Below are 23,332 nucleotides of genomic sequence, written 5' to 3'. Positions count from 1 at the left end.
CGGGGGCGCACCCCGGGTCAGCGGGCCGCGAGGGTGGAGCCCAGGAGCGTGCGCAGGCTCTCGAAGTGCCGCTCGGTGGACTCCTCGTCGTACATCGACGTGTCGGCCATGGAGTAGCCGTGGGGGCCCGGGAAGACGTCGTTGAGCGCGGTCAGGCCCGCGTCTGCCATCGCGGCACCGAGGGCGGCGACGGCCTCGGGCGGCATCGACCGGTCGTCGGAGGCGTGCCCGAAGGCGAACGAGGCCCGCGCCGTGGCCAGGGCGAGGTGCGGGCTGTCGGGTCCGTCGGTCACCAGGCCGCCGCCGTGCCAGCCGCCCACCGCGACGACGTGCGGGTCCATCCCGGCCGCGCGGACCGCGATGCGGGCACCCATGCAGTAGCCCGTGACCCCGACGTCCTCCCCCGCGGTCTCGGGACGTGAGCGCAGCGCCGACAGGTACGCCGGCAGGTCGCGGGCGAGCAGGTCGGTGGTGAGCCCCTGGACGCGCTCCATGGCGCCGGGCATGAACGCCTCGCGGGCACCGGGCTCCCGCAGGTCCGTGTGGGGAGCCAGGTCGGCCGCGGTGCCGTCGCGGTGGAAGACGTTGGGGGCCAGCACGGTGTAGCCCCACGACGCGATCCGGTCGGCCATCTCCTCGATCCGCGGCCGGAGGCCGATCGCGTCGATGACGAACAGGACGCCCGGCGCGAGCGCTCCGCCCGGTGCGGTGGCGAGGTAGGCCTCGGCCTCGCCGTCGGGCATGGTCAGGGTGAGGGTGGGCACGCTGCGAGGCTAGCCCTCAGCGCACCACCACCACCGGGCACTCCGCGCGTTGCAGCACCGCCTGGCTCACCGAGCCCAGCAGCAGGCCACCGAAGAAGCCGAGGCCGTGCGAGCCGACGACCACCAGCGCGGCACCGCGCGAGGCGTCCACCAGGCACCGCACTGGCGCGACCGGGACCGCCTCCTGCTCGATCACCACGTCCGGGTGGTCGACCCGCATCCCGGCGACGCTCTCGGCCAGCAGGACCTGCCGGTGCGCGAGCCCCTCCAGCGCCCTCGGCTCGCTGTTCCACACGTCGGTGGACGGGGCATGCGTGCGCCAGGCGTGGAGCGCCACCACGGTCTCGCCGCTCCACTCGGCCCGACGGCACGCGTGCTCCAGGGCGGCCGAGCTCGTCGCCGAGCCGTCGACCCCGACCACGATGCGGCGGGCGTCGGTGTCGTGGGTGGGGCGTACGACGACCACGGGGCAGGGTGCGTGGCGGGCGAGGTGCTGGCTGACCGAGCCGATGAGCAGGTCCTCGGCCCGACCGTGCCCCCGGCTGCCGACCACCAGGAGGTCGTCGGAGACCGAGGCACGGAGCAGCTCGCCGGTCACGTGGCCGACGCGGGACTCCAGCTCGACGTCGAGGTCGGCGAACCGCTCCTCCACGCCGGCCAGCACGTCCTCGCCGCGGTGCACCGCGGCTGCACCCCACGGCGACGTGATCGCGTCGTCCACGGTGACGACGTGGAGCCCGCGACCGGTGGCGCGAGCCTCCTCGGCCGCCCATCCGAGGGCGAGCTCGGCGTCCGCCGAACCGTCGTAGGCGACCAGGATCCTTCGGGTGGGGGTGCGGGAGCTGTCCATGCCTCCAGCGTGCGCCGCCGGACCGCTGCTCAACAGGTGAGGACGGCCCGTGCGGGAGGGGTCCAAGGACCCTGCCGACGCCCGCTCCCCCGCCGTACGGTCCGGGTATGGACGTGGACGAGCCGATCACCCGCTTGGGCACCGAGGAGTGCTGGGAGTTCCTGCGCGGCCACGAGTTCGGCAGGCTGGCCCACCACCTCGCCGACGAGGTGCACATCGCACCCGTCAACTACGCCGTCGACCACGACCCGGCCACGGGCCGCCGGTCGCTGCTGTTCCGGACCGCCGAGGGCTCCAAGCTGCTTGGGGTCGTGATGAACCCGGACGTCGCCTTCGAGGTCGACGAGATCGTCGGCGAGAGCGCCACGAGCATCGTGCTGCGCGGGCGGGCCCGCCGTCTCGAGGAGGACGAGGAGCACCGCGCCGAGAACCTCCCCCTCCGCCCGTGGGTGGCCTCGGAGAAGTGGAACGTCGTCGAGGTCGACGTCACCGAGGTCAGCGGACGACGCTTCGAGCTCTCGCGCCCCTGGCAGCACATGACCCCGGACTGACCGGGGCCACGTGCCGGGTCAGGTGTCGCTCACACCGCGGCGGCCTGTGCGGCGCGCCACTCGTCGTACGTCGTGGTGAAGAGGCGCGCGTCGGGTCCCGGGACCAGCTCGTCGCCGGACAGCACGGCCCCGAAGTAGGTTGCGGCGGGGTCGGCGACCACTGTGCGGGGGTCACCCTGGGCGGTGAGCGCGGCGGCGACGAAGTCGCTCATCCGGACCTTCGCCGGCCCGCCGATCTCCTGGATCCGGCCGAGCGGCTCGCCGACCGTGATCGGCCCGAGCGCGGCGACGACGTCGTCGGCGGCCATCGGCTGGAAGTAGCCGGTGGACAGGTGGACCTCGTCGCCCACGGTGGCGGCCTGGGCGATGGCGGCGGTGAACTCGTAGAACTGGGTCGCGTGGACGATCGAGAAGGGGACGCCGCCGTCGCGGATCAGCTGCTCCTGGGCGACCTTGGCGCGCAGGTAGCCACTCGCCGGGAGGCGGTCCGTCCCGACGATCGAGAGGGCGACGTGGTGGCCCACGCCCGCCGCCTTCTCGGCCTCCAGGAGGTTGCCGGTCGAGCGGGTGAAGAAGTCCAGCACGTCCGCGTCGGCGAACGACGGCGAGTTGGAGACGTCGACGACGACGTCCGCGCCGACCAGCACCTCCGCGAGGCCCTCGCCGGTGAGCGTGTTGACCCCCGTGTTGGGTGCGGCGGCGACGCCCTCGTGGCCGTGCTCGGTGAGGCGGGCGATGAGCTTGGAACCGATGAGGCCGGTTCCGCCGATGACGACGATCTTCATGGTGTGTCCTTCACGTGGGTGGGTGGGTCCGCAGTGATGACCGGACAGCACCCGTCGGCGTGACACCAGCACCCGGGGCCCCCGACGCGACTCAGCACTCCACGACGTTGAGGGCGAGGCCCCCGCGGGCGGTCTCCTTGTACTTGTCCTTCATGTCGCGCCCCGTCTCACGCATGGTCTTGATCGCCTTGTCGAGGGAGACCACGTGTGAGCCGTCACCGCGGACGGCCATCCGGGCAGCCGTGATCGCCTTGATCGAGGCCACGGCGTTGCGCTCGATGCAGGGGATCTGCACGAGCCCGCCCACCGGGTCGCAGGTGAGCCCGAGGTTGTGCTCGATGCCGATCTCGGCGGCGTTCTCCACCTGCTCCGGGGTACCGCCGAGGACCTCGGCCAGTCCACCGGCCGCCATCGAGCAGGCCGAGCCGACCTCTCCCTGGCAGCCGACCTCGGCGCCGGAGATGGAGGCATTCTCCTTGAAGAGCAGGCCGATGGCCGCCGCCGTGAGGAGGAAGCGGACGACGCCGTCCTCGTCGGCCCCCGGGACGAAGTGGTGGTAGTAGAGCAGCACCGCCGGCACGATCCCGGCGGCGCCGTTGGTCGGCGCCGTCACGACCCGTCCGCCGGCGGCGTTCTCCTCGTTGACCGCGAGCGCGTAGAGGGTCACCCACTCCATCGCGCCCAGCGGGTCGGGGACCCCGGACGCCCACTCGACCTCGAGCCGGGCCAGCAGGTCTGCCGCACGTCGGCGTACCTTCATGCCCCCGGGCAGCACGCCGGTCGTCCGGCTGCCACGCTCGACGCACTCCTGCATCACCCGCCAGATCGCCAGCAGGTCGCGGCGCACCTCGTCCTCAGGCCTCCGGACGACCTCGTTGGCGAGCATCACGTCACTGACCCGCAGGCCCGTCGCCCGGGTGATGGCGAGCAGCTCGTCGGCCGTGGTGAAGGGGTGGGGAACGGGCGTCTCGTCGGCCACCAGCAGCCGGTTGCCGAAGTCGTCCTCGCCGAGCACGAAGCCGCCGCCGACCGAGTAGTACTCGCGCCTCCTCAGCTCGGCGCCCCCGGCGTCGAGGGCCTGGAAGACCATGCCGTTGACGTGGAGCTCCAACCGCTTGCGCCGGTGCATCACGACGTCGTCGACCGAGAAGGGCACCGGGTGCTCGCCGGCGAGCTCGATGCTCCCCGACGACAGCACCGCCTGGACCATCGGGTCGGCCGCCACCGGGTCGACGAGGTGCGGCTGCTCACCGGCGAGACCGAGGACGACCGCCTTGACGCTGCCGTGGCCGTGGCCGGTGGCACCCAGCGAGCCGAACAGCTCGACGTGGACACGGGCGACGCCCGGGAGCAGGTCGTCGGCGCGCAGCCCGTCGGCGAACAGGTGGGCCGCCTTCATCGGCCCGACCGTGTGCGAGCTGGAGGGACCGATGCCCACCTTGAACAGGTCGAACACGCTGATGGTCATGGCGTTCCCTCCGCCGCCGGCGCCCATGTCGGCAGCACTCCCGATCATGGGGCCCTGCCCTCCGGGTGGCAAGGCTTTGGTTGCGCCATTCGCACCGCGTTGCTCAGGGCGCAACCCGCGGCAGCGCCGCGAGCTGCCAGGTCAGGCGAGCGTGCCTAGGCCCCGGCCGGCGAACCGCAGTAGGCCTGGTCGAGCAGCTGCATGAAGATCGGGCCGATCTTCTTCTTCGGCAGCGACATCGGGTCCTCGTTGAGCGTCAGCACGACCTGCCGGCCGCCGTGGGGCGATGAGTAGACGTAGGTGAGGTAGCCGGGGAAGTTCCCACCGTGACCCCATGCCGTACCGCAGCGGGTACGGAAGCCCTGCAGCCCGAGGCCGTACGCCGTGCCCGGGCCGTCCTCGGCGGACGAGTCGTTCGTCGTCATCATGGCGGCCATCAGGTTCCGCGGAAGCATCTGGCGGGACATGAGGTGGCGGTAGAACTGCGCGACGTCGGGCGCGGTGGACACGCCTGCGCCGGAGGCCCAGGGGTAGGGGTAGAGGCTGGTCAGGTCGGTGAAGTCGCCGGCCGCGTCACCCTCCGCCACGTAGTACCCGTGCGCCGCCGGTGCGGGCAGCGTGCGTGAGGGGGTGAAGGTCGTGGAGTCCAGGCCCGCCTCGGCGAAGACACCGGTCCGCAGCACGTCGCCCAGCGGGCGGTGCGTCACCGCCTGGATCATCAGGCCCAGCACGACGTAGTTGGCGTTGGAGTAGTGGTACTCGGCACCCGGGGCGGAGACGGACTCGTGGCTCAGCGCGATCTTCACCAGCTGACGAGGCTTCCAGACGTGCCCCAGGTGGCCCGCGAAGTACGGGGCCAGCACCCGGGGGTCCTCGTTGAACTCGTAGAGGCCGCTCGTGTGGTTGAGCAGCTCGCGCACCGTGACGTGCGGGGCGCGGGCGAGGAGGCCCGGCAGGTAGCGGCGCGCGGGTGCGTCGAGGCGGATCCGGTGTCGGGCGACGAGCTGCAGGACCGTGGTGGACACGTAGGTCTTCGTCTGGCTGCCGATCCGGTAGGTGGTCGACGGCCCCATGGGCGTCCCGGTCGTGAGGTCGGCCAACCCGCTCTGCAGCTCGGTCACCGTGCCCTTGTCGTAGGTGTAGAGCAGGGCGCCGGGCACACCGGCGGCCACGATCTGGTCGAGCGCCTGTTGCATCTGCGCCGTGTCGGTGGGCACCGACGCGGGTGTCGCGGGTCGCTCCGCGGTGACGGCCGTGGCCGACGGCGCCGTGAGGGCCAGCCCCGCGGTCAGGGCGGCGGCAGCCAGCGCCGCCGTGCACCGCGGACCACGAAGCCAGCTACTGGTGGGGGTCGAGGAGAGGTGGGACATGAGGGGCCTTCCAGTGCGTGGTCGGCCCGGAGTGGCCGTGGCTCCACTGTGGTCGGCCGGCCCGCCGGGGGCCTCTGTCCCGGGTCTCGACCTCACGACCCCGGTCTCCCTCCCTGGACGGGGCCCAGCGCGGTCGTCGAGGCCGCTGCCCGGACCTTCCCGGGGCCGTGGTGGCCGGGGTGGTGGTCGAGCGGGTCAGAGCTCCGACTGCACCCCGGCGAGGAGCTGGCGCGCCATCACGATGCGCTGGACCTGGTTGGTGCCCTCGTAGATCTGGGTGATCTTGGCGTCGCGCATCATCCGCTCGACCGGGTAGTCGCGGGTGAAGCCGTAGCCGCCGAGGACCTGCACCGCGTTGACCGTGACCTCCATCGCGACGTCGGAGGCGAAGCACTTGGCCGCGGCGCCGAAGAAGGTGAGGTCGTCGTCGCCGCGCTCCGAGCGGCCGGCGGCGGCGTAGGTCATCTGGCGGGCCGCCTCGACCTTCATGCCCATGTCGGCGAGCATGAACTGCATGCCCTGGAAGTCGGCGATCGCCTTCCCGAACTGGCTCCTTGACTTCGCATATTCAAGGGCGTAGTCGAGCGCACCCTGCGCGACGCCCACGGCCTGCGCGGCGATGGTGACGCGGGTGTGGTCGAGGGTCTGCATGGCGGTCGCGAAGCCGGTGCCCTCCTCGCCGATCATCCGCGAGGCGGGGATGCGGACCTTGTCGAGGTAGACCTCGCGGGTGGGGCTGCCCTTGATGCCGAGCTTCTTCTCCGGCGCACCGAAGGAGACGCCCTCGTCGGACTTCTCGACCACGAACGCCGAGATGCCGCCGCGGGTCTTCTTCTCGGGGTCGGTGACGGCCATGACGGTGTAGAACTCGGACTCGCCGGCGTTGGTGATCCAGCGCTTGACGCCGTCGAGCACCCACTCGTCGCCGTCGCGGACCGCGCGGGTCTTCATGCCGCCGGCGTCGGAGCCGGCGTCGGGCTCGGAGAGGCAGTACGAGAAGCCGCCCTCGCCGCGGGCGAGCGCGCCGAGGTACTTCTGCCTGAGCTCCTCGGAGCCCGAGATCTGCACCGGCAGGGAGCCGAGCTTGTTGACCGCCGGAATCAGCGAGGACGACACGCACGCGCGGGCGACCTCCTCGATCACCAGCACGGTGGCGAGGGCGTCGGCGCCCGCACCGCCGTACTGCTCGGGCACGTGGGGGGCGTGGAAGTCCGAGGCGAGCAGGGCCGCAGCCGCCTCGTGGGGGTAGCGCGCCTCCTCGTCGACAGCCGCCGCGAACGGTGCGATCTTCGCGTCGGCGACGGCACGGACTGCCTCGCGGATCGCCTGGTGCTCCTCGGAGAGGGCGTAGAGGGGGAACTCGCTCATGGCTCCGAATTGTAGGACGTCCATGCTTTCTGGGGCAGCGGTCTACCGTGTGGTCATGACCACTTCGCAGACCTCGGTGAGCAGCGACTGGCAGGATCCCGCGACCATCGACCGGATGCTCGACGAGGCGCAGACGTGGGCCGTCGTGGGCCTCTCGGGCGACCCCGGCAGGACGGCGTACAGCATCGCGGCGCTGCTCCAGGAGCGCGGCAAGCGCGTCGTCCCGGTCCACCCGGTCTTCGCCGACCCCGGCGCTCCCGCGGTGCTCGGGGAGCAGGGCTACGCCACGCTCGCCGACGTGCCGGTGCCGATCGACGTCGTCGACGTCTTCCGCCGCTCCGAGGCGGCCGGCGAGTTCGCCGACCAGGCTGTCGCCGTCGGCGCCAAGGGCGTGTGGTTCCAGCTCGGGGTCATCGACGCCGACGCGTTCGAGCGGACGACCGGCGCCGGTGTGCCGATGGTGATGGACACCTGCCCCGCGATCGAGTGGCGCAAGCGCGGCCGCTGATCTGGCGCGCAGCGAGCGCTCAGACGACGCCCATCGCGAGCATGGCGTCCGCGACCCGGACGAACCCGGCGATGTTGGCCCCCAGCACGTAGTCGCCCGGGCGGCCGTAGTCGTCGGCCGCGGCGGCGCACCGCTCGTGGATCCCCGCCATGATCTCGGCCAGCCGGGCCTCCGCGTGGTCGTGGGTCCACGAGTCGCGGGACGCGTTCTGCTGCATCTCGAGGGCACTGGTCGCGACGCCGCCCGCGTTGGCCGCCTTGCCGGGTGCGAAGAGCACCCCCGCGTCCACGAAGGTCGCGACACCGGCGGGTGTCGTCGGCATGTTGGCGCCCTCGGCCACGACGAGGCAGCCGTGCTGCACCAGCGACCGGGCCGCGGCGTCGTCGAGCTCGTTCTCGGTCGCGCACGGAAGCGCCACGTCGCAGGGCACGTCCCAGATGGATCCGCCCGCGACGTACGACGCCCCGGGGCGCCGGTCGGCGTACTCGCTGATCCGCGCGCGCTCGACCTCCTTCAGCTCCTTGAGCAGGTCGAGGTCGATGCCGGCCTGGTCCACGACGTAGCCGCCGGAGTCCGAGCACGCCACGACGGTCCCGCCCATCTCGTGGACCTTCTCGACGGCGTAGATGGCCACGTTGCCCGAGCCGGAGACCACCACCCGCTTGCCGTCGAGGGAGTCGCCGCGCTGGCGCAGCATCTCCTGCACGAAGAAGGCGGTGCCGTAGCCGGTGGCCTCCTTGCGGACCGCCGACCCGCCCCACCCGATGCCCTTGCCGGTCAGCACCCCGGACTCGTAGCGGTTGGTGATCCGCTTGTACTGGCCGAACAGGTAACCGATCTCGCGGCCGCCCACGCCGGTGTCGCCCGCGGGCACGTCGGTGTACTCCCCGATGTGCCGGTAGAGCTCGGTCATGAAGGACTGGCAGAAGCGCATCACCTCGGCGTCGGAGCGGCCCTTGGGGTCGAAGTCCGCACCGCCCTTGCCGCCGCCGATCGGCATGCCGGTGAGGGCGTTCTTGAAGACCTGCTCGAAGCCGAGGAACTTCACGATGCCGAGGTAGACGCTGGGGTGGAACCGCAGGCCGCCCTTGTAGGGGCCGAGGGCGGAGTTGAACTCGACCCGGAAGCCGCGGTTGATCTCCACCCGCCCCGAGTCGTCGACCCACGGCACCCGGAAGATGATCTGCCGCTCCGGCTCGCAGATCCGCTCGATCACCCGGGCGTCGGCGTACTCCGGGTGCCGGGTGATGACCGCACCGAGGCTGTCGAGCACCTCGCGCACGGCCTGGTGGAACTCCCCTCCCCCGGGTTGCGCCGGACGACGAGGTCGTAGATCGAGTGCAGTCGGGAGTCCTGGTCGGTCACGCCCGCACCCTAGGCAGCCGCTCCGCCCCGCGCGGTGCCGCGTCCGCCTCGTGAGCCGCGCTCACAGCTCAACGGTCGCCTCGGCCATCGTGATGCCGAGCTGCCCGAGGGCCTCCTCGAGCACCCACATCACGTCGAGGGTGTCCTGCAGCGGCATGAGCGGGCTCTCGGTGAGACCGGCGGCGAGGCAGCGCTGCACCTCCTCGGCCTGGTGGACGTAGCCACGGCCGGTGGGCAGCCGCTCCACCTCGACGGGCTCCGCCCCGTTGCGTCGTACGACGAGGGTGCTGGGGTGGTAGAACGGCGGGACCACCTCGATCGAGCCCTCGGTGCCCACGACGATCGCCCGGCCGGGCGTCTGGCTGGCCAGGGTGCAGGTCAGCGACGCGGCCCGCCCGTCGTCGTACGACAGCTGGATGGCGGCCGAGCGGTCGGCGCCGTTGGCGTAGGTCGTGCCGGTCGTCGTCACGCGGTCGGGGCGGCCGAGGAGGTGCTGGGCCAGCGAGATCGGGTAGACGCCGAGGTCGAGGATCGAGCCGCCACCGAGCGCGAGGTCGAAGAGCCGGCTCGTGGGGTCGAAGTCACGCTGCGCGCCGAAGTCGGCCTGCACCAGCAGCACCTCCCCGATGTCACCGGCGGCGACGAGGTCACGGAGGTGGGCGACGGCCGGCTGGAAGCGGGTCCACATGGCCTCCATGCAGAACACCTCCGCGGCGCGCGCGGCGGTGACCACCTCCTCGGTCCCGGCCAGCGTGGCCGTGAAGGCCTTCTCGACCAGCAGCGGCGTCCCGGCCTCGATGGCGGCGAGGGCGAGGTCGTGGTGCTGGGGGTGCGGGGTCGCGAGGTAGACGACGTCGACGTCCCCGCGCCGGCCGGCCTCGACGAGGTCGCGGTAGGTGCCCGAGCCGGGCGCCCCGAACCGCTCCGCGAACGCCGCGGCCGAGGACGACGTGCGGCTGCCGACGAACGCGATCTCCGCGTCGTCGGTGAGGACGAGGTCGGAGGCGAAGGCGGCGGCCATCCCGCCGGTCGCGGCGATTCCCCAGCGTGTGGTCATGGCAGGACCCTAGACACTCCGGCTCACGCGCGGGGCTGCCAGACCTCGTCCATCACGTGGGCCGCGATCGCGAGGCTGGAGGTCGCGCCGGGCGAGGGTGCGTTGCGCACGCAGGTGACGCCGTCGGCGCGGGTGATCCGGAAGTCGTCGACGAGGCTGCCGTCCCGGTCGACCGCCTGGGCGCGTACGCCGCTGCCGGCCCGCGTCACGTCCGCGACGCCGATGTCCGGGACGTAGCGCGAGGCCGACCGCATGAACGCCCGCTTGGACGCCGAGCCGACGACCTCGTCGACGCCGGTGCGCCAGTGCTCGCGGGCCAGCCGCCAGAAGCCCGGCCACGCCAGCACGTCGCGCAGGTCGGCGGCCGAGACGTCGCGGCGCCGGTAGCCCTCGCGTCGCGTGGCCAGCACCGCGTTGGGACCGACCTCCAGCGAGCCGTCGACCCGCCGGGTGAAGTGGACGCCGAGGAAGGGGTAGCGCGGGTCGGGCACGGGGTAGACCATGCCGCGCACGAGGTCCTGCTTGGCGGCGGTGACGCCGAGGTACTCCCCGCGGAACGGCAGGATCGCCGGGCTGCGCTCGCCGTCGACGAGCGCCGACACCCGGTCGGCCTGCAGCCCCGCCGCGACCACCACGTGGTCGAAGCGCAGCGGGGTCGCGTCGCCCTCGACCTGCACGAGGACCGCGTCACCCTGCCGCCGGATGCCCACGACGCGCGCGCCGAGGCGTACGCCGCCCCCGGCCGCGAAGACCTCGTCGGCGAGCGCCTCGGTGATCGCCGGGTAGTCGGTGATCGCGGTCTCCGGCGAGTGGAGGGCGGCCAGACCGCGGGCGTGCGGCTCGACGTCGGCGATCTCCCCGGCCGCGATCCGGCGCAGGCCCGGCACGCCGTTGGCGCGGGCCGTCTGCTCGAGGGCGTCGAAGCGACCCATCTCCTCGGCGTCGACCGCGACGACGAGCTTGCCGCAGGCGTCGTACGCGATGGCGTGCTCGGCGCAGAACTCACGGAGCAGCTCGCGGCCGCGGGCGCACAGCCGGGCCTTGAGGCTGCCCGGCTTGTAGTAGATGCCGGCGTGCACGACACCGGAGTTGTGGCCCGTCTGGTGTGCGGCGAGCCGGTCCTCCTTCTCGAGCACCACGACCTCGGTGCCCGGGCGCCGGCGGACGACCTCGCGGGCGATCGCGACGCCGAGGATGCCTCCGCCCACGACGCCGACGCGCTGCTCCCCCATGGTCGAGACGCTGGTGCCTCACGCGGTCGCCGTCAAGCAACACCGGCGTTCATCCCACAATGGGGGGATGCGCGACCTCCTCGTCCCCGCCGGCCCGGGCCTGCCCGAGGGCCTGGCCGTGCCCGCCGGCGAGCTGGTGGAGCGCTTCTCGAAGTCGCCGGGTCCGGGCGGGCAGTCGGTCAACACCACCGACTCGCGGGTGGAGCTCGAGCTCGACGTCGCCGCCTCCACGGCGCTCTCCGACGTCCAGCGGGCCCGGGCGCTGCGGCGCTGGCCGGGGGGACGGATCACGGTCGCGGCGTCCGAGCACCGCTCCCAGCACCGCAACCGCGTCGCCGCGCGCGAGCGCCTCGCCGACCTGCTGCGCGAGGCGCTGGCACCGCCCCCGCCGCCGCGCCGGCCCACGCGACCCTCACGTGGGGCCAAGGAGCGGCGGCTCAAGGCGAAGAAGGAGCGCGGCTCGACCAAGGCCCTCCGCGGACGGGTGCGGGACCGGGAATAGACGCTCCTCAGAAGCCGACGCGGCGGTTGTCGCCGGCCGCGGCACGGCGTACGACGTCGCCCTTCGCGTGGGCGGTCTCGGCCAGCTCCGCCTGGTAGTCGACCAGGCGCTGCTGCAGGGCGGGGTCGCTGGTCGCGAGGATGCGCGCGGCGAGGATGCCGGCGTTCTTGGCGTTGCCGATCGCGACCGTGGCGACCGGGATGCCGCCGGGCATCTGGACGATCGACAGCAGCGAGTCCATGCCGTCGAGGTACTTCAGCGGCACCGGCACCCCGATGACCGGCAGCGGCGTGACCGAGGCGAGCATGCCCGGCAGGTGGGCCGCTCCCCCGGCGCCGGCGATGATCACCGACAGCCCGCGGGTGTGGGCCTGCCGGCCCCACTCGATCATCTCGGTGGGCATCCGGTGCGCGGAGACGACGTCGGCCTCCCACGCCACCCCGAGCTCGGTGAGGATCTCGCCGGCGGCCTGCATGACCGGCCAGTCGGAGTCCGAGCCCATCACGATGCCGACCAACGCCTGCGTCTCGCTCATCTGCTCACTCACTTTCGTTGCCGAGGTCGCCGCGGAACCAGGCGGCGGCGTGCCGCGCCCGCTCGAGGCAGTCGTCGAGGTCGTCGCCGTAGGCGTTGACGTGGCCGACCTTGCGCCCGGGACGCAGGTCCTTGCCGTAGAGGTGCACCCGCAGGTGCGGGTCACGTGCCATCGCGTGCGGCAGGCCGTCGTACAGGTGGCCGCTGTCGGTGGGCCCGCCGAGGATGTTGACCATCACGGTCCAGCGCTCACGTGGGGCCGGCGAGCCCAGCGGGAGGTCCATGACGGCGCGGAGGTGATTCTCGAACTGGGACGTCACGGCGCCGTCCTGGGACCAGTGGCCGGTGTTGTGGGGGCGCATCGCCAGCTCGTTGACCAGGATCCGGCCGTCGGTCGTCTCGAAGAGCTCGACGGCGAGGATGCCCGTGACGTCGAGCGCACCGGCGATCCGCAGGGCGATCTCCTGCGCCTGACCGGCGAGAGCGGGCGCGAGGTCCGGCGCGGGGGCCACCACCTCGTGGCAGATGCCGTCGAGCTGGGTGGAGGCGACGACGGGGTACGCCGCCGCCTGGCCGCTGGGCGAGCGGGCGACGAGGGCCGACAGCTCCCGCCGGAAGTCGACGAGCTCCTCGGCCAGCACCTCCACGCCGGCGGCCGCAGCGGTGTCGAAGGCGACCCGGGACTCGTCGGCCGTGCGGACGACCCACACGCCCTTGCCGTCGTAGCCGCCGCGGGTGGTCTTGAGCACGCACGGGAAGCCGAAGGCCTCCACGTCGGCGGTCGAGGTGACCACCGCGTTGCGCGGGCACGGCACGTCGAGCTCGGCGAGCCGACGCCGCATCACCGCCTTGTCCTGGGCATGGACGAGCGCCTCCGGGCCGGGACGCACCGCGACGCCGGCGTCGGCGAGCGCGTGCAGGTGAGCGGTCGGGACGTGCTCGTGGTCGAAGGTGACCACGGCGGCGCCGTCGGTGACCTTCCGGAGCGTCGGCAGGTCGGTGTAGTCACCCACCAGCTGGTCGGGGATCACCTGGGCGGCCGAGACGCCCTCGGCCTCGGCGAGCAGGCGCAGCGGGAGTCCGAGCGCGATGGCGGGCTGGGCCATCATCCGGGCCAGCTGGCCGCCCCCGATGACGGCGAGCGTGGGAGCGCGGTGCGAGCCGGTCGAGGACACGACCGGAGCCTATGCGACCCCGGCTGCCGTCGCGGCCGCGGTCTCGGCCGCGGTCAGCTGCTCAGCTGACGAGCCGGGGCGGCGGCCGGCTCGAAGCGCAGGCCGCGACCGCGGTGGGTGGTGATCAGCGTCGGGCTGCGCGGGTCGTCGCCGAGCTTGCGGCGCAGCCAGCCGAGGTGCACGTCGATGGTCTTGGAGTTGGTGTAGAACGACGTCTGCCACACGTCGGCCATCAGCTCGCCGCGGGTGACGATGTCGCCCGGGCGCGCCATCAGGGCGTGCAGGAGCTGGAACTCCTTGCGGGAGAGCCTGATCTCGCGGTCGCCACGCCACACCTGTCGCGAGGTGGGGTCGAGTCGTACGTCCTGCACAGCCAACACGCGGTGAAACGTAGGGACCGCCCGGTCCCCAGGTGGTCCTTATGGGTGAATTGTGGCGAACTGGTCTGGTCCACCTCGAGCGAGGCGTGCGGTGCGTCAGCGGCGGCGTACGGCCACGGGCTCCACGAGGCCGAAGCCGCGCACCGGGCGGGCGGGCAGCCGCCGGTCCTCCCACTCCTCGTCGGGGAGCAGGTCGGCGGTGTTCTGGTCCACGATCAGGCGGTTGCGCCGGGCGACCTGCGTCAGCCGGGCGGCCATGTTGACCGGCGGGCCGAAGATGTCGCCGAGGCGCTGGACGACCGGACCGCTGGCGAGGCCGAGGCGGACGTCGGGCATCTTCGGATCGCGCCCGATGACGTTGATGATCCCCTCGGCGACGCCCACCGCCTCCTCGGCGGTGTTGGTGACGAAGAGCACGGAGTCGCCGAGGCTCTTGATGATCCGGCCGCCGTAGCGGGCCACGACGTCCTGGCAGCGGCTCTCGAAGACCTCGACGAGGTCGCCGATCTCGTCGCGGTCGAGGGTGTTGGACAGCGCGGTGAAGGAGACCAGGTCGGCGAAACCGACGCTGACGTCGATCGTGTGGAGGTCCTCGTCCTTGGCTCCCATCGCCTCGATCCGGCCCACCGCGGCCGCGAGGTGGCGGCGCCAGGCGTAGACGAGGAGCCGCTCGAAGGGCGGGTTGACCTCGTCGATGAGGCGAAGCGCCGACCCGATGCGCGAACCGGTGGCCTCCTCGCCCGCCTCCATCTCCTCGACCCGGCTGACCAGCGTGGAGACCTCCCAGTCGGCGAGACGGGCCATGGTCTGGCCGACCCCGCGCGTGAGGTTGACGGCCGTGTCGAAGTCGACGGCGCCCGAGTCGACGAAGCCCATGAGGGTGGAGACGGCCTTGATGTCGGCGGCCGTGTAGGCCTTCTCGCCGCTGAACTCCGGGAAGCCCAGCGCGCGCCACAGTCGGCGGGTCTGTTCGATCGTCACGCCGGTCTCGGCGGCGACCTCGAGGGCGTTGAAGGCCGGCTCGCTGCGCAGGATCGCGTGGTCGAGCCGCTCCCCCGGCGCCTCGTGCGGGCCGGTGTCGGGGAGGCCGCCGCGGCGCTTGCGATCAGGCGCCATCGTCGCGGCGGTCGCCACTCGCGAGGCGGTGGAGCTCGTCGGAGACCTGCAGCTGCACCTGCTCGACGTCGGGGATGTCATGGAGCAGGACGCTGCCGTCGGTGCTGGCGTCGGACACGACGAGCGTGCCGCAGCCGAAGATCCGGTCGATCACGCCGATCTCGAAGTCGACGCCGCTGATCCGGTTGAGCGGGATCGTGCGGCCCTCCTTGGCGATGAAGCCGGAGCGCTTGATGAAGCGGCGGTTGGTGAACGTGTAGGTCGTGGTCAGCCACTTCACGACGGGGCGCACCACGAACCAGAGGGCCACCAGGGCCGCCACGATGCCCGCGGCACCGCCCGCCACGGTGGAGTCGGTGAGCGTGCTGAGCACCACCACGGCCGCGACGAGCAGGACCCCCACGAGGACGGGGACGATCAGCGCCTTGACGTGGGACCGGGTGGAGACGACGACGTGCTCACCGGGGTTGAGGAGCTTGCTCGGGAACGCCACGCGCCGATCATGTCACCCGGTGCCCCGGCCTGCTAGGCGGGACGGACGTGCACGACGTCGCCCGCGGCCACCGTGAACGTGCCGTCGTCGGTGCCGACGACCAGGGCCCCGGTCGCGTCGATGTCGAGCGCCTCGCCACGGCGTACGTCACCCGCGGGAAGGTGGACGTCGACGGTCCGTCCGAGCGTCACGCACACGTCGGCGTACGCCCGGCGCAGCGAGTCGACGTCGTCGAGCAGGCCCTGGAGGCCGTGGAGCGAGCCGAGCACCTGGCCGAGAAGGCCGGTGCGCTCCACCGGCTCGCCGGTCTCGAGCGAGACCGACGTGGCGAGCGCGACCGGGAGCTCGTCGAGGGTCTGGTCGACGTTGATGCCGATGCCGACGACCGCCACCGGGCCGTCGGGGGTCTCGACCCTCTCGACGAGGATCCCGCAGACCTTGCGGCCCAGGCCGGAGCCGGCGTCGACGAGGACGTCGTTGGGCCACTTCAGCGCGATGTCGGGGAGCCGGTCCGCGAGGGCGGCCTGGACGGCGTACCCGGTGAGGAGCGGCAGCCACGGCCACGACGCCGCCGGCACGTCGGGGCGCAGCAGCACCGAGAACGTCAGCGACGAGCGGGGCGGCGTCTCCCAGGCCCGGTCGAGACGCCCGCGCCCGGCCGTCTGGTGCTCGGTGACCAGCACGAGCCCCGGCTCCTCGCCCGCGCGGGCCCGCTCGGCGACCGCGGCGTTGGTGGACGGAGCCGACTCGACGACCTCCACGCGCCAGCCTGCGGGCGTCGCCAGCCGGTCGAGGTCGAGGGGTGGGCGCGGTGCCGGGCTGGGCGTCATGGGTCTAGATTGCCCCAGAGACCGGGCCCGGGGCACCACGCCCCAGCAGACCGGACCCCGCGACCAGCCAACAGGAGGCCACGGCGTGAGCGCACAGCCGGGTGAAGGCACCGACGTCCCGTCCGAGTCGGAGATCGACGTCCACACGACCGCGGGCAAGCTCGCGGACCTGGAGCGGCGCCTCGACGAGGCGGTGCACGCCGGCTCGGAGAAGGCGATCGAGAAGCAGCACGCCAAGGGCCGCCGGACCGCGCGCGAGCGCATCGAGATGCTCTTCGACGAGGGCACCTTCGTCGAGCTCGACGAGCTCGCGCGGCACCGCTCGACCGCGTTCGGGCTGGAGAAGAACCGGCCCTACGGCGACGGCGTCGTCACCGGCTACGGCGAGGTCAACGGGCGCATGGCGTGCGTCTTCAGCCAGGACTTCACGGTCTTCGGCGGCTCGCTGGGCGAGGTCTACGGCGAGAAGATCACGAAGGTGATGGACCTCGCCATCAAGACCGGCTGCCCGATCATCGGGATCAACGAGGGCGCCGGCGCGCGGATCCAGGAGGGCGTGGTCTCCCTCGGCCTCTACGGCGAGATCTTCCGGCGCAACGTGCACGCCTCGGGCGTCATCCCGCAGATCAGCATGATCATGGGCAACTGCGCCGGCGGCCACGTCTACTCCCCCGCCGTCACCGACTTCACGGTCATGGTCGACCAGACCTCCGCGATGTTCATCACCGGACCCGACGTCATCAAGACCGTCACCGGCGAGGACGTGACGATGGAGGACCTCGGCGGCGCCCGGACCCACAACACCAAGTCGGGCAACGCCCACTACATGGCCTCCGACGAGGAGGACGCCATCGAGTACGTCAAGGCGATGCTGTCCTACCTGCCGCAGAACAACCTCGACCCGGCGCCGGAGCTCGACGAGCAGCCCGACATGGACTTCACCGACCTCGACCGGGCGCTCGACACGATCATCCCGGACTCCCCGAACCAGCCCTACGACATGCACGACGTGATCACCGCCGTGCTCGACGACGAGGAGTTCCTCGAGGTCCAGGAGCTGTTCGCCCCCAACATCCTCGTCGGCTTCGGCCGGGTGGAGGGCCAGTCGGTCGGCATCGTGGCCAACCAGCCGATGCAGTTCGCCGGCACCCTCGACATCGACGCCTCCGAGAAGGCCGCGCGGTTCGTGCGGTTCTGCGACGCGTTCAACATCCCGGTCCTGACGTTCGTCGACGTGCCGGGCTTCCTGCCCGGCACCGACCAGGAGTGGCAGGGCATCATCCGCCGCGGCGCGAAGCTGATCTACGCCTACGCGGAGGCGACCGTCCCGCTGATCACGGTCATCACCCGCAAGGCCTACGGCGGGGCGTACGACGTGATGGGCTCCAAGCACCTCGGCGCCGACATCAACGTCGCGTGGCCGACCGCGCAGATCGCCGTGATGGGCGCGCAGGGCGCGGCCAACATCGTGCACCGCAAGGCGCTGAAGAAGGTCGCCGACGACGGCGGCGACGTCGAGGCCCGGCGCGCCGAGCTCATCGACGAGTACGAGACCACGCTCGCCAACCCCTACATCGCGGCCGAGCGGGGCTACATCGACGCCGTCATCTCGCCGCACGAGACCCGCATCGAGGTCGTCCGCGCCCTCCGCCTGCTGCGCACCAAGCGGGAGACCCTCCCGCCCAAGAAGCACGGGAACATCCCGCTCTGATGGCCGAGCAGCAGGAGCAGGCTCCGGTCCTCCGGATCGTCAACGCCGACGCGACGCCGGAGGAGGTCGCCGCGCTGGTGGCGGTGTTCTCTGCGCTCGGGTCCGGCGGCGGCGAGGCCCCCAGGCGACCCCGGTCGACGTGGAGCAGCCCCGCCCGGGGCGTACGACGCACGCACCGCCAGGGCCCCGGCGCCTGGCGGGCCAGCGGCCTGCCGCGGTAGACCCACCCGGGGGCGGGTCCACCGCGGACGCGCTCAGGCTGCGGAGCCCGGGGTGTAGGTGCCCCGCAGCTGCTGCGCGAGGTACACGCCGGCGCGGCGCAGGTACTCGTCGGTGCCGGCCGCGGCACGGTCGGCGGCCGGCAGGGCGGGGCGGGCGGCCTCGCCGAGGAAGGTCAGCGCGTTGATCGCCTGGAGCCGCACGAAGCGGTCGGGGTGGGTGTCGAGGGTCTCCACGAGCCAGTCGACCACCGGCTGCGACGTGCCGAGCCCGGCGAGCGCCTCGGACAGGGCCACCCGGACCTGGGGTGACGTCTCGCGCCGCCACGCCTGCTCGAGGTCGCCCCGCCAGCGGCGCGCGTCGGCGCCGAGGATGAGCAACCCCTGCGCGGCCCAGTAGCGCACCACCTCGTTGTCGTCGCGGAGCCGGCGCACGAAGGTCGTGCCGTGCGAGGCCCGTCGCTCGATGGCCTGGCCGGCCAGCCGGATGACCTGGCGGATCGGGTAGGCACCCGGGACGCGCGAGTCGTCGTACCCCTCCAGCGGGCTGCCCTCGGGGATGAAGCCGTTGTCGTTGACCGTCACGAGGTGCTCGTCGAGCGCGCGACGCAGCCGCTGCAGGTCGGACCGGTGGTGCGGGCTGCCGGTGAGGTCGTGGAGGCAGTCGGGGTCCGTCCGCACGTCGTAGAGCTCCTCGGCCGGCTTGGCCTGCCAGAAGCGCTCCTGCACCGCGTCGAGGGTGCCGTCGAGGTGGGCCTGCTCCCAGTCCTGGTAGGACTTCTGCTGCCACATGTAGCCGACGTGCTGCCCGTAGGGCCGGTGCGGCGAGTAGTTGCGGATGTAGCGCAGCTCACCGTCCGTGACCGTGCGGACCATGTCGTAGCGCTCGTCCATCCGGTTGCGCATCGAGAAGGCGTAGCGGGCGGCCGGGATCCTGGCCGTGCCCGCCAGCGCGCGCCCCTGGACGTACGCCGGCACGGTGACGCCGGCGAGGGAGAGCACGGTCGGGCCGAGGTCCATGAGCGTCACCGGACCGTCGACCACGGATCCCGCGGCCGCCGGGGCGAGGTGCTTCCACTTCTCGGGGAACCGCACGACGAGGGGCACGTGCAGCCCCGCCTCCGTCGCGAACCGCTTGCTCCAGGGCAGCACGCCGCCGTTGTCGCCGTAGTAGAAGACGATGGTGTCCTCGGCCAGTCCCGCCTGCTCCAGCTCGTCGAGCCGGGCGGCGAGCTCGCCGTCCATCCGCGCCATCGAGTCGTAGTAGTGCGCCCGGTCGGCGCGGACCGTCGGGGTGTCGGGCAGGAACGGCGGCACCACCATGTCCGCGGGGTCGCTCGCGCCGTCCTGGGCGCGGAACTGGCTCGACTCGTGGGTGGTCATGGAGTTGAAGACCGCGAAGAACGGCGCCCCGTCGGGGCGGCTGCTCCAGTGGGCCGTCGCGCTGCTGCGGTCCCACGTGGCGGCGACGTCGATGGGAGCGTTGTAGTCGGTCTTCGAGTTGTTCGTGCAGTAGTAGCCCGCCGCCCGGAGGTGCTCGGGGAACCCCACCACCTGCTCGGGGATCTCCCCCTCGGCGCGCATGTTGTGGGCCGGGCCGGCGGACTCCGCACGCACACCGGTGATGATCGAGAACCTGGTCGGGGCGCAGACGGGTGCCGTGGAGTAGGCGTGCTCGTAACGGACGCCCTCGGCCGCCAGCCGGTCGATGGTGGGCGTGCGGGCCAGCGGATCGCCGTACGCGCCGACGAAGGGGTTGTTGTCCTCGCTGACGAACCACAGGATGTTGGGACGCTCGGGGCTCGCGGCGGCGGCCGGCGACGTGCGGCCCGGGCCGGGCATGGCGCCGGGGGCCTGGGCCAGTCCGGCGACGAGGCCGGCACCCCCGACGGCGAGGAGCCTGCGGCGGCTGAGGCTGGCGTGGGTGGGGTCGGGTTCGTGTCGAGTCACCACTAATAACTATCAACTTACTGCTGTTTTCGCGACACGGCCCCCACCTCGTGGGACGGTGGGTGCTACGCGCCGCGCGGGAGCACGTAGGTGGGGTGCTCGGCGGAGAACCAGTCCTCCGACACGTGGATCAGCGTCAGCCGCTCGTTGAGCGCCCAGGCCGGCGAGAACGGGTCGACGCCCTTGCGACCGAAGCCGAGGCCCCGCTCCTCGGGGAGCGCGCCGGCGCGGGGCGGGCGGAAGCCGGTGTCGAACTGGCGGATCACGCGACCGCGGCGCGCGACGGTGACGTAGGTGTCGAGCTCGACCGTCGTGCCGAAGCTCGACGCGACTCCCCTGCGGCTGAGCCGTGCGAGCTGCCGGTCGGACGGGAAGCCACTGACGTCGATGATCACCACGCCCGGTCCGCGCCGCTCGACCTGCACGACGTGCGGCCAGGCGTCGTACCTGTCGAGGGCCCAGCCGTAGGCGTCCCCCGGCGTCATGGGGCCGAGGTCGCGCCTGGGCGACAGCAGGCGCACCACCGATCGCACGGACCGGCCGCGGACCAGCGTGATGGCATAGCCGTCGTTGGGGGTGTCCGCGTCCAGCCAGTCGTACGCCGCGCGCGTCACGTCGGCGTCACCGCGTCCGTCGTCCACCGCACGCGCCCCGGCTGACGGGGCGACGAGCCAGGAGCCGGTGGTCAGCACGCCGATCAGGAGGATCGACCCGAGATGTCTCACCGGGCGATCGTCGCACGTCGGAGCCGAGGTCTAGGGTCGCCCGCGTGACCGAACCCCTCCCGAACGAGCGACGGATCGACGCCCTCTGCGACGCCTACGTCGAGGACTTCTGCGCCCTCGACCCGCTGACCGCCACCTCGATCGGCGTGGCCGGGCACGAGCACGAGCTGACCGACTTCTCCCCCGCCGGCTTCGACGCCCGGGAGGCACTGGCCCGGCGCGCGGTCGCCGCCGTCGAGGCCGCGACCCCCGTCGACGACCGCGAGGCGGCGGCACGGGACGCGTTCCTCGAGCGGACCCGGCTCGAGATCGAGCTGGAGGAGGCGGGCGTCAACCGCTCGCGCATGTCGGTGCTGTGGAGCCCCCTGCACGAGATCCGCGGGGTCTTCGACCTGATGCCGACCGAGGGCGCGGAGGCCGTCGCGGCCATCGCGTCCCGCCTGGCCGGCGTACCCGCCGCCCTCGAGGGCCTGCGCGCGACGCTCTCCGACGAGGCGCGCAAGGGCAACGTCGTCGCGGCACGGCAGTACGCCGAGGTGGCCGAGCAGGTGCGCCGCTGGACCGGGCAGTCCGGCGAGGCGGGCGACTTCTACCTCGGCCTCGTCGACCGCCTGCAGGGCGGCGACCGCGCCGAGCTGCGAGCCCTGGCGGGTGCCGCGAGCGCCGCCACCGCGGCGTTCGGGCTGTACCTCACCGACGAGCTCGAGCCGCAGGGCGCGGAGCGCGAGGGGGTCGGGCGGGAGGTCTACGCGCTCGCCAGCCGCTACTTCCTCGGCGCGGAGGTCGACCTCGACGAGACCTACGCCTGGGGCTGGGCCGAGCTGCAGCGGCTGTCCGACCTGATGGACGCCACCGCCGAGCGGATCCTCCCCGGCGCCGGCGTCGACGCGGCGGTCGCCCACCTCGACGCCGATCCGACCCGCGTGGTCCAGGGCCGCGAGGCGTTCCGCGAGTGGATGCAGGGCCTCGCCGACCGCACGATCACCGCGATGGCCGACGTCCACTTCGACATCCCGGCGCCGATCCGGCGCATCGAGTGCATGCTCGCCCCGACCAACGACGGCGGCATCTACTACACCGGCCCGTCCGAGGACTTCGAGCGACCGGGACGCATGTGGTGGTCGGTGCCCGACGGCATCGAGGACTTCCACCCCTGGCGCGAGGTCACCACCGTGTTCCACGAGGGCGTGCCCGGACACCACCTCCAGGTCGCCCAGACGGCCTACCGCAGCGACACGCTCAACCGCTGGCAGCGGCTGATGTGCTGGTGCAGCGGGCACGGCGAGGGGTGGGCGCTCTACGCCGAGCGGCTGATGGAGGAGCTCGGCTTCCTCGACGACCCCGCCGACCTCCTCGGGATGCTCGACGGCCAGTCCCTGCGCGCCGCGCGGGTGATCGTCGACATCGGCATGCACCTCGAGCTCACCATCCCCGACGACAACCGGCTCGGCCCCGGCGGCACCGCGTTCCACCCCGGCGAGACGTGGACGCCGGAGCTGGGGCTGGAGTTCATGCGGCTGCACTGCCGGATGGACGACGAGGTCATCCAGTTCGAGGTCAAGCGCTACCTCGGCCTCCCCGGCCAGGCGCCGTCCTACAAGGTCGGCGAGCGCATCTGGCTCGAGGCGCGGGCCGAGGTCCGGCAGCGCCACGGCGCCGACTTCGACCTCAAGGCCTTCCACCGCGCCGCGCTCGACCTCGGCTCGCTCGGGCTCGACCCGCTGCGCACGGCGCTGGGGCGCCTGTGACGACCGCGCGCGTGCCGCTGGTCCTGGCCTCGGCCTCCCCCGCGCGCCTGGCCACGCTGCGCGCGGCCGGCATCGAGCCGGTGGTCATCGTGAGCGGGGTCGACGAGACGCAGGTCGACGGGTTGCCGCCGGCCGAGCTCGCGCTGCAGCTCGCCGAGCTCAAGTGCGCCGCCGTCGCCGCGCGCGACGACGTACCTCACGACGCTCTCGTCCTGGGCTGCGACTCGGTGCTCGAGCTCCAGCCGGCCCCTGGCTCGGGCGGGCACGGCGAGGCGCTCGGCAAGCCCCGCGACGCTGCCGAGGCCCGTGAGCGGTGGCGTGCCATGCGCGGGCGCAGCGCCGTCCTGCACAGCGGGCACAGCCTGCGTGAGGTGGCGTCGGGGCGGGTGGCCGCGGCGACCGCTTCGACCCTCGTGCACTTCGCCGACGTGAGCGACGACGAGGTCGAGGCCTACGTCGCGACCGGGGAGCCGCTGCACGTCGCCGGCGCCTTCACGATCGACGGCTTCGGCGGCGCGTTCGTGCGCGGCATCGAGGGCGATCACCACAACGTGGTGGGCGTGAGCCTGCCGCTGCTGCGCGAGCTGGTCCTCGAGCTCGGCCACGCGTGGCCTGATCTGTGGACCTGACCC

The 23,332-nt window shown here is 72.7% G+C and carries 23 protein-coding genes and 1 pseudogene; 7 read left to right on the top strand and 17 right to left on the bottom strand.

Features of this window, described 5'->3' with window-relative positions:
• Positions 1-17: 17 nt before the first annotated feature.
• Together AC1DP1_RS15510 and AC1DP1_RS15505 are read right to left on the bottom strand one after the other, a co-directional pair.
• Entirely contained in the window at positions 18-764 is a 747-nt protein-coding gene (locus AC1DP1_RS15510; protein ID WP_477507569.1) for a dienelactone hydrolase family protein, read from the bottom strand.
• Between the two features lie 16 nt (positions 765-780).
• Positions 781-1,614, bottom strand: a complete 834-nt coding sequence (locus AC1DP1_RS15505) for a universal stress protein (RefSeq protein ID WP_477507568.1) — start codon at positions 1,612-1,614, stop codon at positions 781-783.
• Positions 1,615-1,721: 107 nt separating this feature from the next.
• Here AC1DP1_RS15505 and AC1DP1_RS15500 point away from each other — a divergent pair, with 107 nt between their 5' ends.
• A complete protein-coding gene (locus AC1DP1_RS15500; RefSeq protein WP_477507567.1) occupies positions 1,722-2,165 on the top strand; it encodes a pyridoxamine 5'-phosphate oxidase family protein in 444 nt (147 codons plus the stop codon).
• Positions 2,166-2,194: 29 nt separating this feature from the next.
• Here the strand turns inward: AC1DP1_RS15500 and AC1DP1_RS15495 are convergent, their stop codons facing one another.
• The 4 genes from AC1DP1_RS15495 to AC1DP1_RS15480 all read right to left on the bottom strand — a co-directional run bounded on the left by AC1DP1_RS15495 (position 2,195) and on the right by AC1DP1_RS15480 (position 7,156).
• Entirely contained in the window at positions 2,195-2,950 is a 756-nt protein-coding gene (locus AC1DP1_RS15495) for an SDR family oxidoreductase (protein ID WP_477507566.1), read from the bottom strand.
• A gap of 91 nt (positions 2,951-3,041) precedes the next feature.
• The gene (locus AC1DP1_RS15490; RefSeq protein WP_477507565.1) at positions 3,042-4,418 is read right to left on the bottom strand and encodes an L-serine ammonia-lyase; all 1,377 of its coding nucleotides are present in this window, start codon (positions 4,416-4,418) and stop codon (positions 3,042-3,044) included.
• A gap of 155 nt (positions 4,419-4,573) precedes the next feature.
• Positions 4,574-5,788: a serine hydrolase domain-containing protein gene (locus AC1DP1_RS15485; protein WP_477507564.1), complete on the bottom strand. Its 1,215-nt coding sequence runs from the start codon at positions 5,786-5,788 to the stop codon at positions 4,574-4,576.
• 195 nt (positions 5,789-5,983) lie between these two features.
• Entirely contained in the window at positions 5,984-7,156 is a 1,173-nt protein-coding gene (locus AC1DP1_RS15480) for an acyl-CoA dehydrogenase family protein (RefSeq protein ID WP_477507563.1), read from the bottom strand.
• Positions 7,157-7,211: 55 nt separating this feature from the next.
• Here AC1DP1_RS15480 and AC1DP1_RS15475 point away from each other — a divergent pair, with 55 nt between their 5' ends.
• Complete coding sequence (locus AC1DP1_RS15475) at positions 7,212-7,664, top strand: CoA-binding protein (RefSeq protein WP_477507562.1); 453 nt, start codon at positions 7,212-7,214, stop codon at positions 7,662-7,664.
• Between the two features lie 19 nt (positions 7,665-7,683).
• Here AC1DP1_RS15475 and gdhA read toward each other — a convergent pair.
• From gdhA to lhgO, 3 genes and pseudogenes are all read right to left on the bottom strand, one after another.
• Positions 7,684-9,008: pseudogene (gdhA, locus tag AC1DP1_RS15470) on the bottom strand (NADP-specific glutamate dehydrogenase).
• Between the two features lie 82 nt (positions 9,009-9,090).
• Positions 9,091-10,086 carry a Gfo/Idh/MocA family protein gene (locus AC1DP1_RS15465; RefSeq protein WP_477507561.1) on the bottom strand — a complete coding sequence of 332 codons (996 nt, stop codon included), beginning with the start codon at positions 10,084-10,086 and terminating at the stop codon, positions 9,091-9,093.
• A 23-nt stretch (positions 10,087-10,109) separates the two neighbouring features.
• Positions 10,110-11,318 carry an L-2-hydroxyglutarate oxidase gene (lhgO, locus tag AC1DP1_RS15460; protein WP_477507560.1) on the bottom strand — a complete coding sequence of 403 codons (1,209 nt, stop codon included), beginning with the start codon at positions 11,316-11,318 and terminating at the stop codon, positions 10,110-10,112.
• A 67-nt stretch (positions 11,319-11,385) separates the two neighbouring features.
• On the opposite strand from lhgO, the gene arfB reads away from it, so the two are divergent.
• Positions 11,386-11,820 carry an alternative ribosome rescue aminoacyl-tRNA hydrolase ArfB gene (gene arfB, locus AC1DP1_RS15455; protein WP_477507559.1) on the top strand — a complete coding sequence of 145 codons (435 nt, stop codon included), beginning with the start codon at positions 11,386-11,388 and terminating at the stop codon, positions 11,818-11,820.
• Between the two features lie 7 nt (positions 11,821-11,827).
• Here the strand turns inward: arfB and purE are convergent, their stop codons facing one another.
• The 6 genes from purE to AC1DP1_RS15425 all read right to left on the bottom strand — a co-directional run bounded on the left by purE (position 11,828) and on the right by AC1DP1_RS15425 (position 16,348).
• A complete protein-coding gene (gene purE, locus AC1DP1_RS15450) occupies positions 11,828-12,355 on the bottom strand; it encodes a 5-(carboxyamino)imidazole ribonucleotide mutase (protein ID WP_477507558.1) in 528 nt (175 codons plus the stop codon).
• 4 nt (positions 12,356-12,359) lie between these two features.
• Positions 12,360-13,529 carry a 5-(carboxyamino)imidazole ribonucleotide synthase gene (locus tag AC1DP1_RS15445; protein ID WP_477507557.1) on the bottom strand — a complete coding sequence of 390 codons (1,170 nt, stop codon included), beginning with the start codon at positions 13,527-13,529 and terminating at the stop codon, positions 12,360-12,362.
• A gap of 53 nt (positions 13,530-13,582) precedes the next feature.
• Positions 13,583-13,909, bottom strand: coding sequence for a winged helix-turn-helix domain-containing protein (locus AC1DP1_RS15440; protein ID WP_477507556.1), 327 nt, complete (start codon positions 13,907-13,909; stop codon positions 13,583-13,585).
• A 96-nt stretch (positions 13,910-14,005) separates the two neighbouring features.
• The gene (locus AC1DP1_RS15435; protein WP_457186146.1) at positions 14,006-15,025 is read right to left on the bottom strand and encodes an adenylate/guanylate cyclase domain-containing protein; all 1,020 of its coding nucleotides are present in this window, start codon (positions 15,023-15,025) and stop codon (positions 14,006-14,008) included.
• Positions 15,015-15,518 carry a PH domain-containing protein gene (locus tag AC1DP1_RS15430; protein WP_477507555.1) on the bottom strand — a complete coding sequence of 168 codons (504 nt, stop codon included), beginning with the start codon at positions 15,516-15,518 and terminating at the stop codon, positions 15,015-15,017. The genes AC1DP1_RS15435 and AC1DP1_RS15430 overlap by 11 nt, the downstream gene beginning before the upstream one ends.
• A 32-nt stretch (positions 15,519-15,550) precedes the next feature.
• Positions 15,551-16,348, bottom strand: a complete 798-nt coding sequence (locus AC1DP1_RS15425) for a biotin--[acetyl-CoA-carboxylase] ligase (protein WP_477507554.1) — start codon at positions 16,346-16,348, stop codon at positions 15,551-15,553.
• A gap of 85 nt (positions 16,349-16,433) precedes the next feature.
• Here AC1DP1_RS15425 and AC1DP1_RS15420 point away from each other — a divergent pair, with 85 nt between their 5' ends.
• Positions 16,434-18,059, top strand: a complete 1,626-nt coding sequence (locus AC1DP1_RS15420; RefSeq protein ID WP_477507553.1) for an acyl-CoA carboxylase subunit beta — start codon at positions 16,434-16,436, stop codon at positions 18,057-18,059.
• Positions 18,059-18,280 carry an acyl-CoA carboxylase subunit epsilon gene (locus tag AC1DP1_RS15415; RefSeq protein ID WP_477507552.1) on the top strand — a complete coding sequence of 74 codons (222 nt, stop codon included), beginning with the start codon at positions 18,059-18,061 and terminating at the stop codon, positions 18,278-18,280. The genes AC1DP1_RS15420 and AC1DP1_RS15415 overlap by 1 nt, the downstream gene beginning before the upstream one ends.
• 33 nt (positions 18,281-18,313) lie before the next feature.
• Here AC1DP1_RS15415 and AC1DP1_RS15410 read toward each other — a convergent pair whose 3' ends face one another.
• Together AC1DP1_RS15410 and AC1DP1_RS15405 are read right to left on the bottom strand one after the other, a co-directional pair.
• Entirely contained in the window at positions 18,314-20,227 is a 1,914-nt protein-coding gene (locus AC1DP1_RS15410) for a sulfatase-like hydrolase/transferase (RefSeq protein WP_477507551.1), read from the bottom strand.
• Between the two features lie 65 nt (positions 20,228-20,292).
• Positions 20,293-20,952: a hypothetical protein gene (locus AC1DP1_RS15405; protein WP_477507550.1), complete on the bottom strand. Its 660-nt coding sequence runs from the start codon at positions 20,950-20,952 to the stop codon at positions 20,293-20,295.
• Positions 20,953-20,996: 44 nt separating this feature from the next.
• Between AC1DP1_RS15405 and AC1DP1_RS15400 the strand changes: the two genes are divergently transcribed.
• On the top strand, positions 20,997-22,700 hold the full coding sequence (locus AC1DP1_RS15400; RefSeq protein ID WP_477507549.1) for a DUF885 domain-containing protein: 1,704 nt from the start codon (positions 20,997-20,999) through the stop codon (positions 22,698-22,700).
• Positions 22,697-23,329, top strand: coding sequence for a Maf family protein (locus AC1DP1_RS15395; RefSeq protein ID WP_477507548.1), 633 nt, complete (start codon positions 22,697-22,699; stop codon positions 23,327-23,329). Before AC1DP1_RS15400 ends, AC1DP1_RS15395 begins: the two co-directional genes overlap by 4 nt.
• The last annotated feature ends 3 nt before the right edge of the window (positions 23,330-23,332 follow it).

The organism is Nocardioides sp. P4_G10 (genome assembly GCF_056401175.1).
Note: the sequence above shows the minus strand (reverse complement) of the source record. Positions and strands in the feature narration are given on the sequence as shown.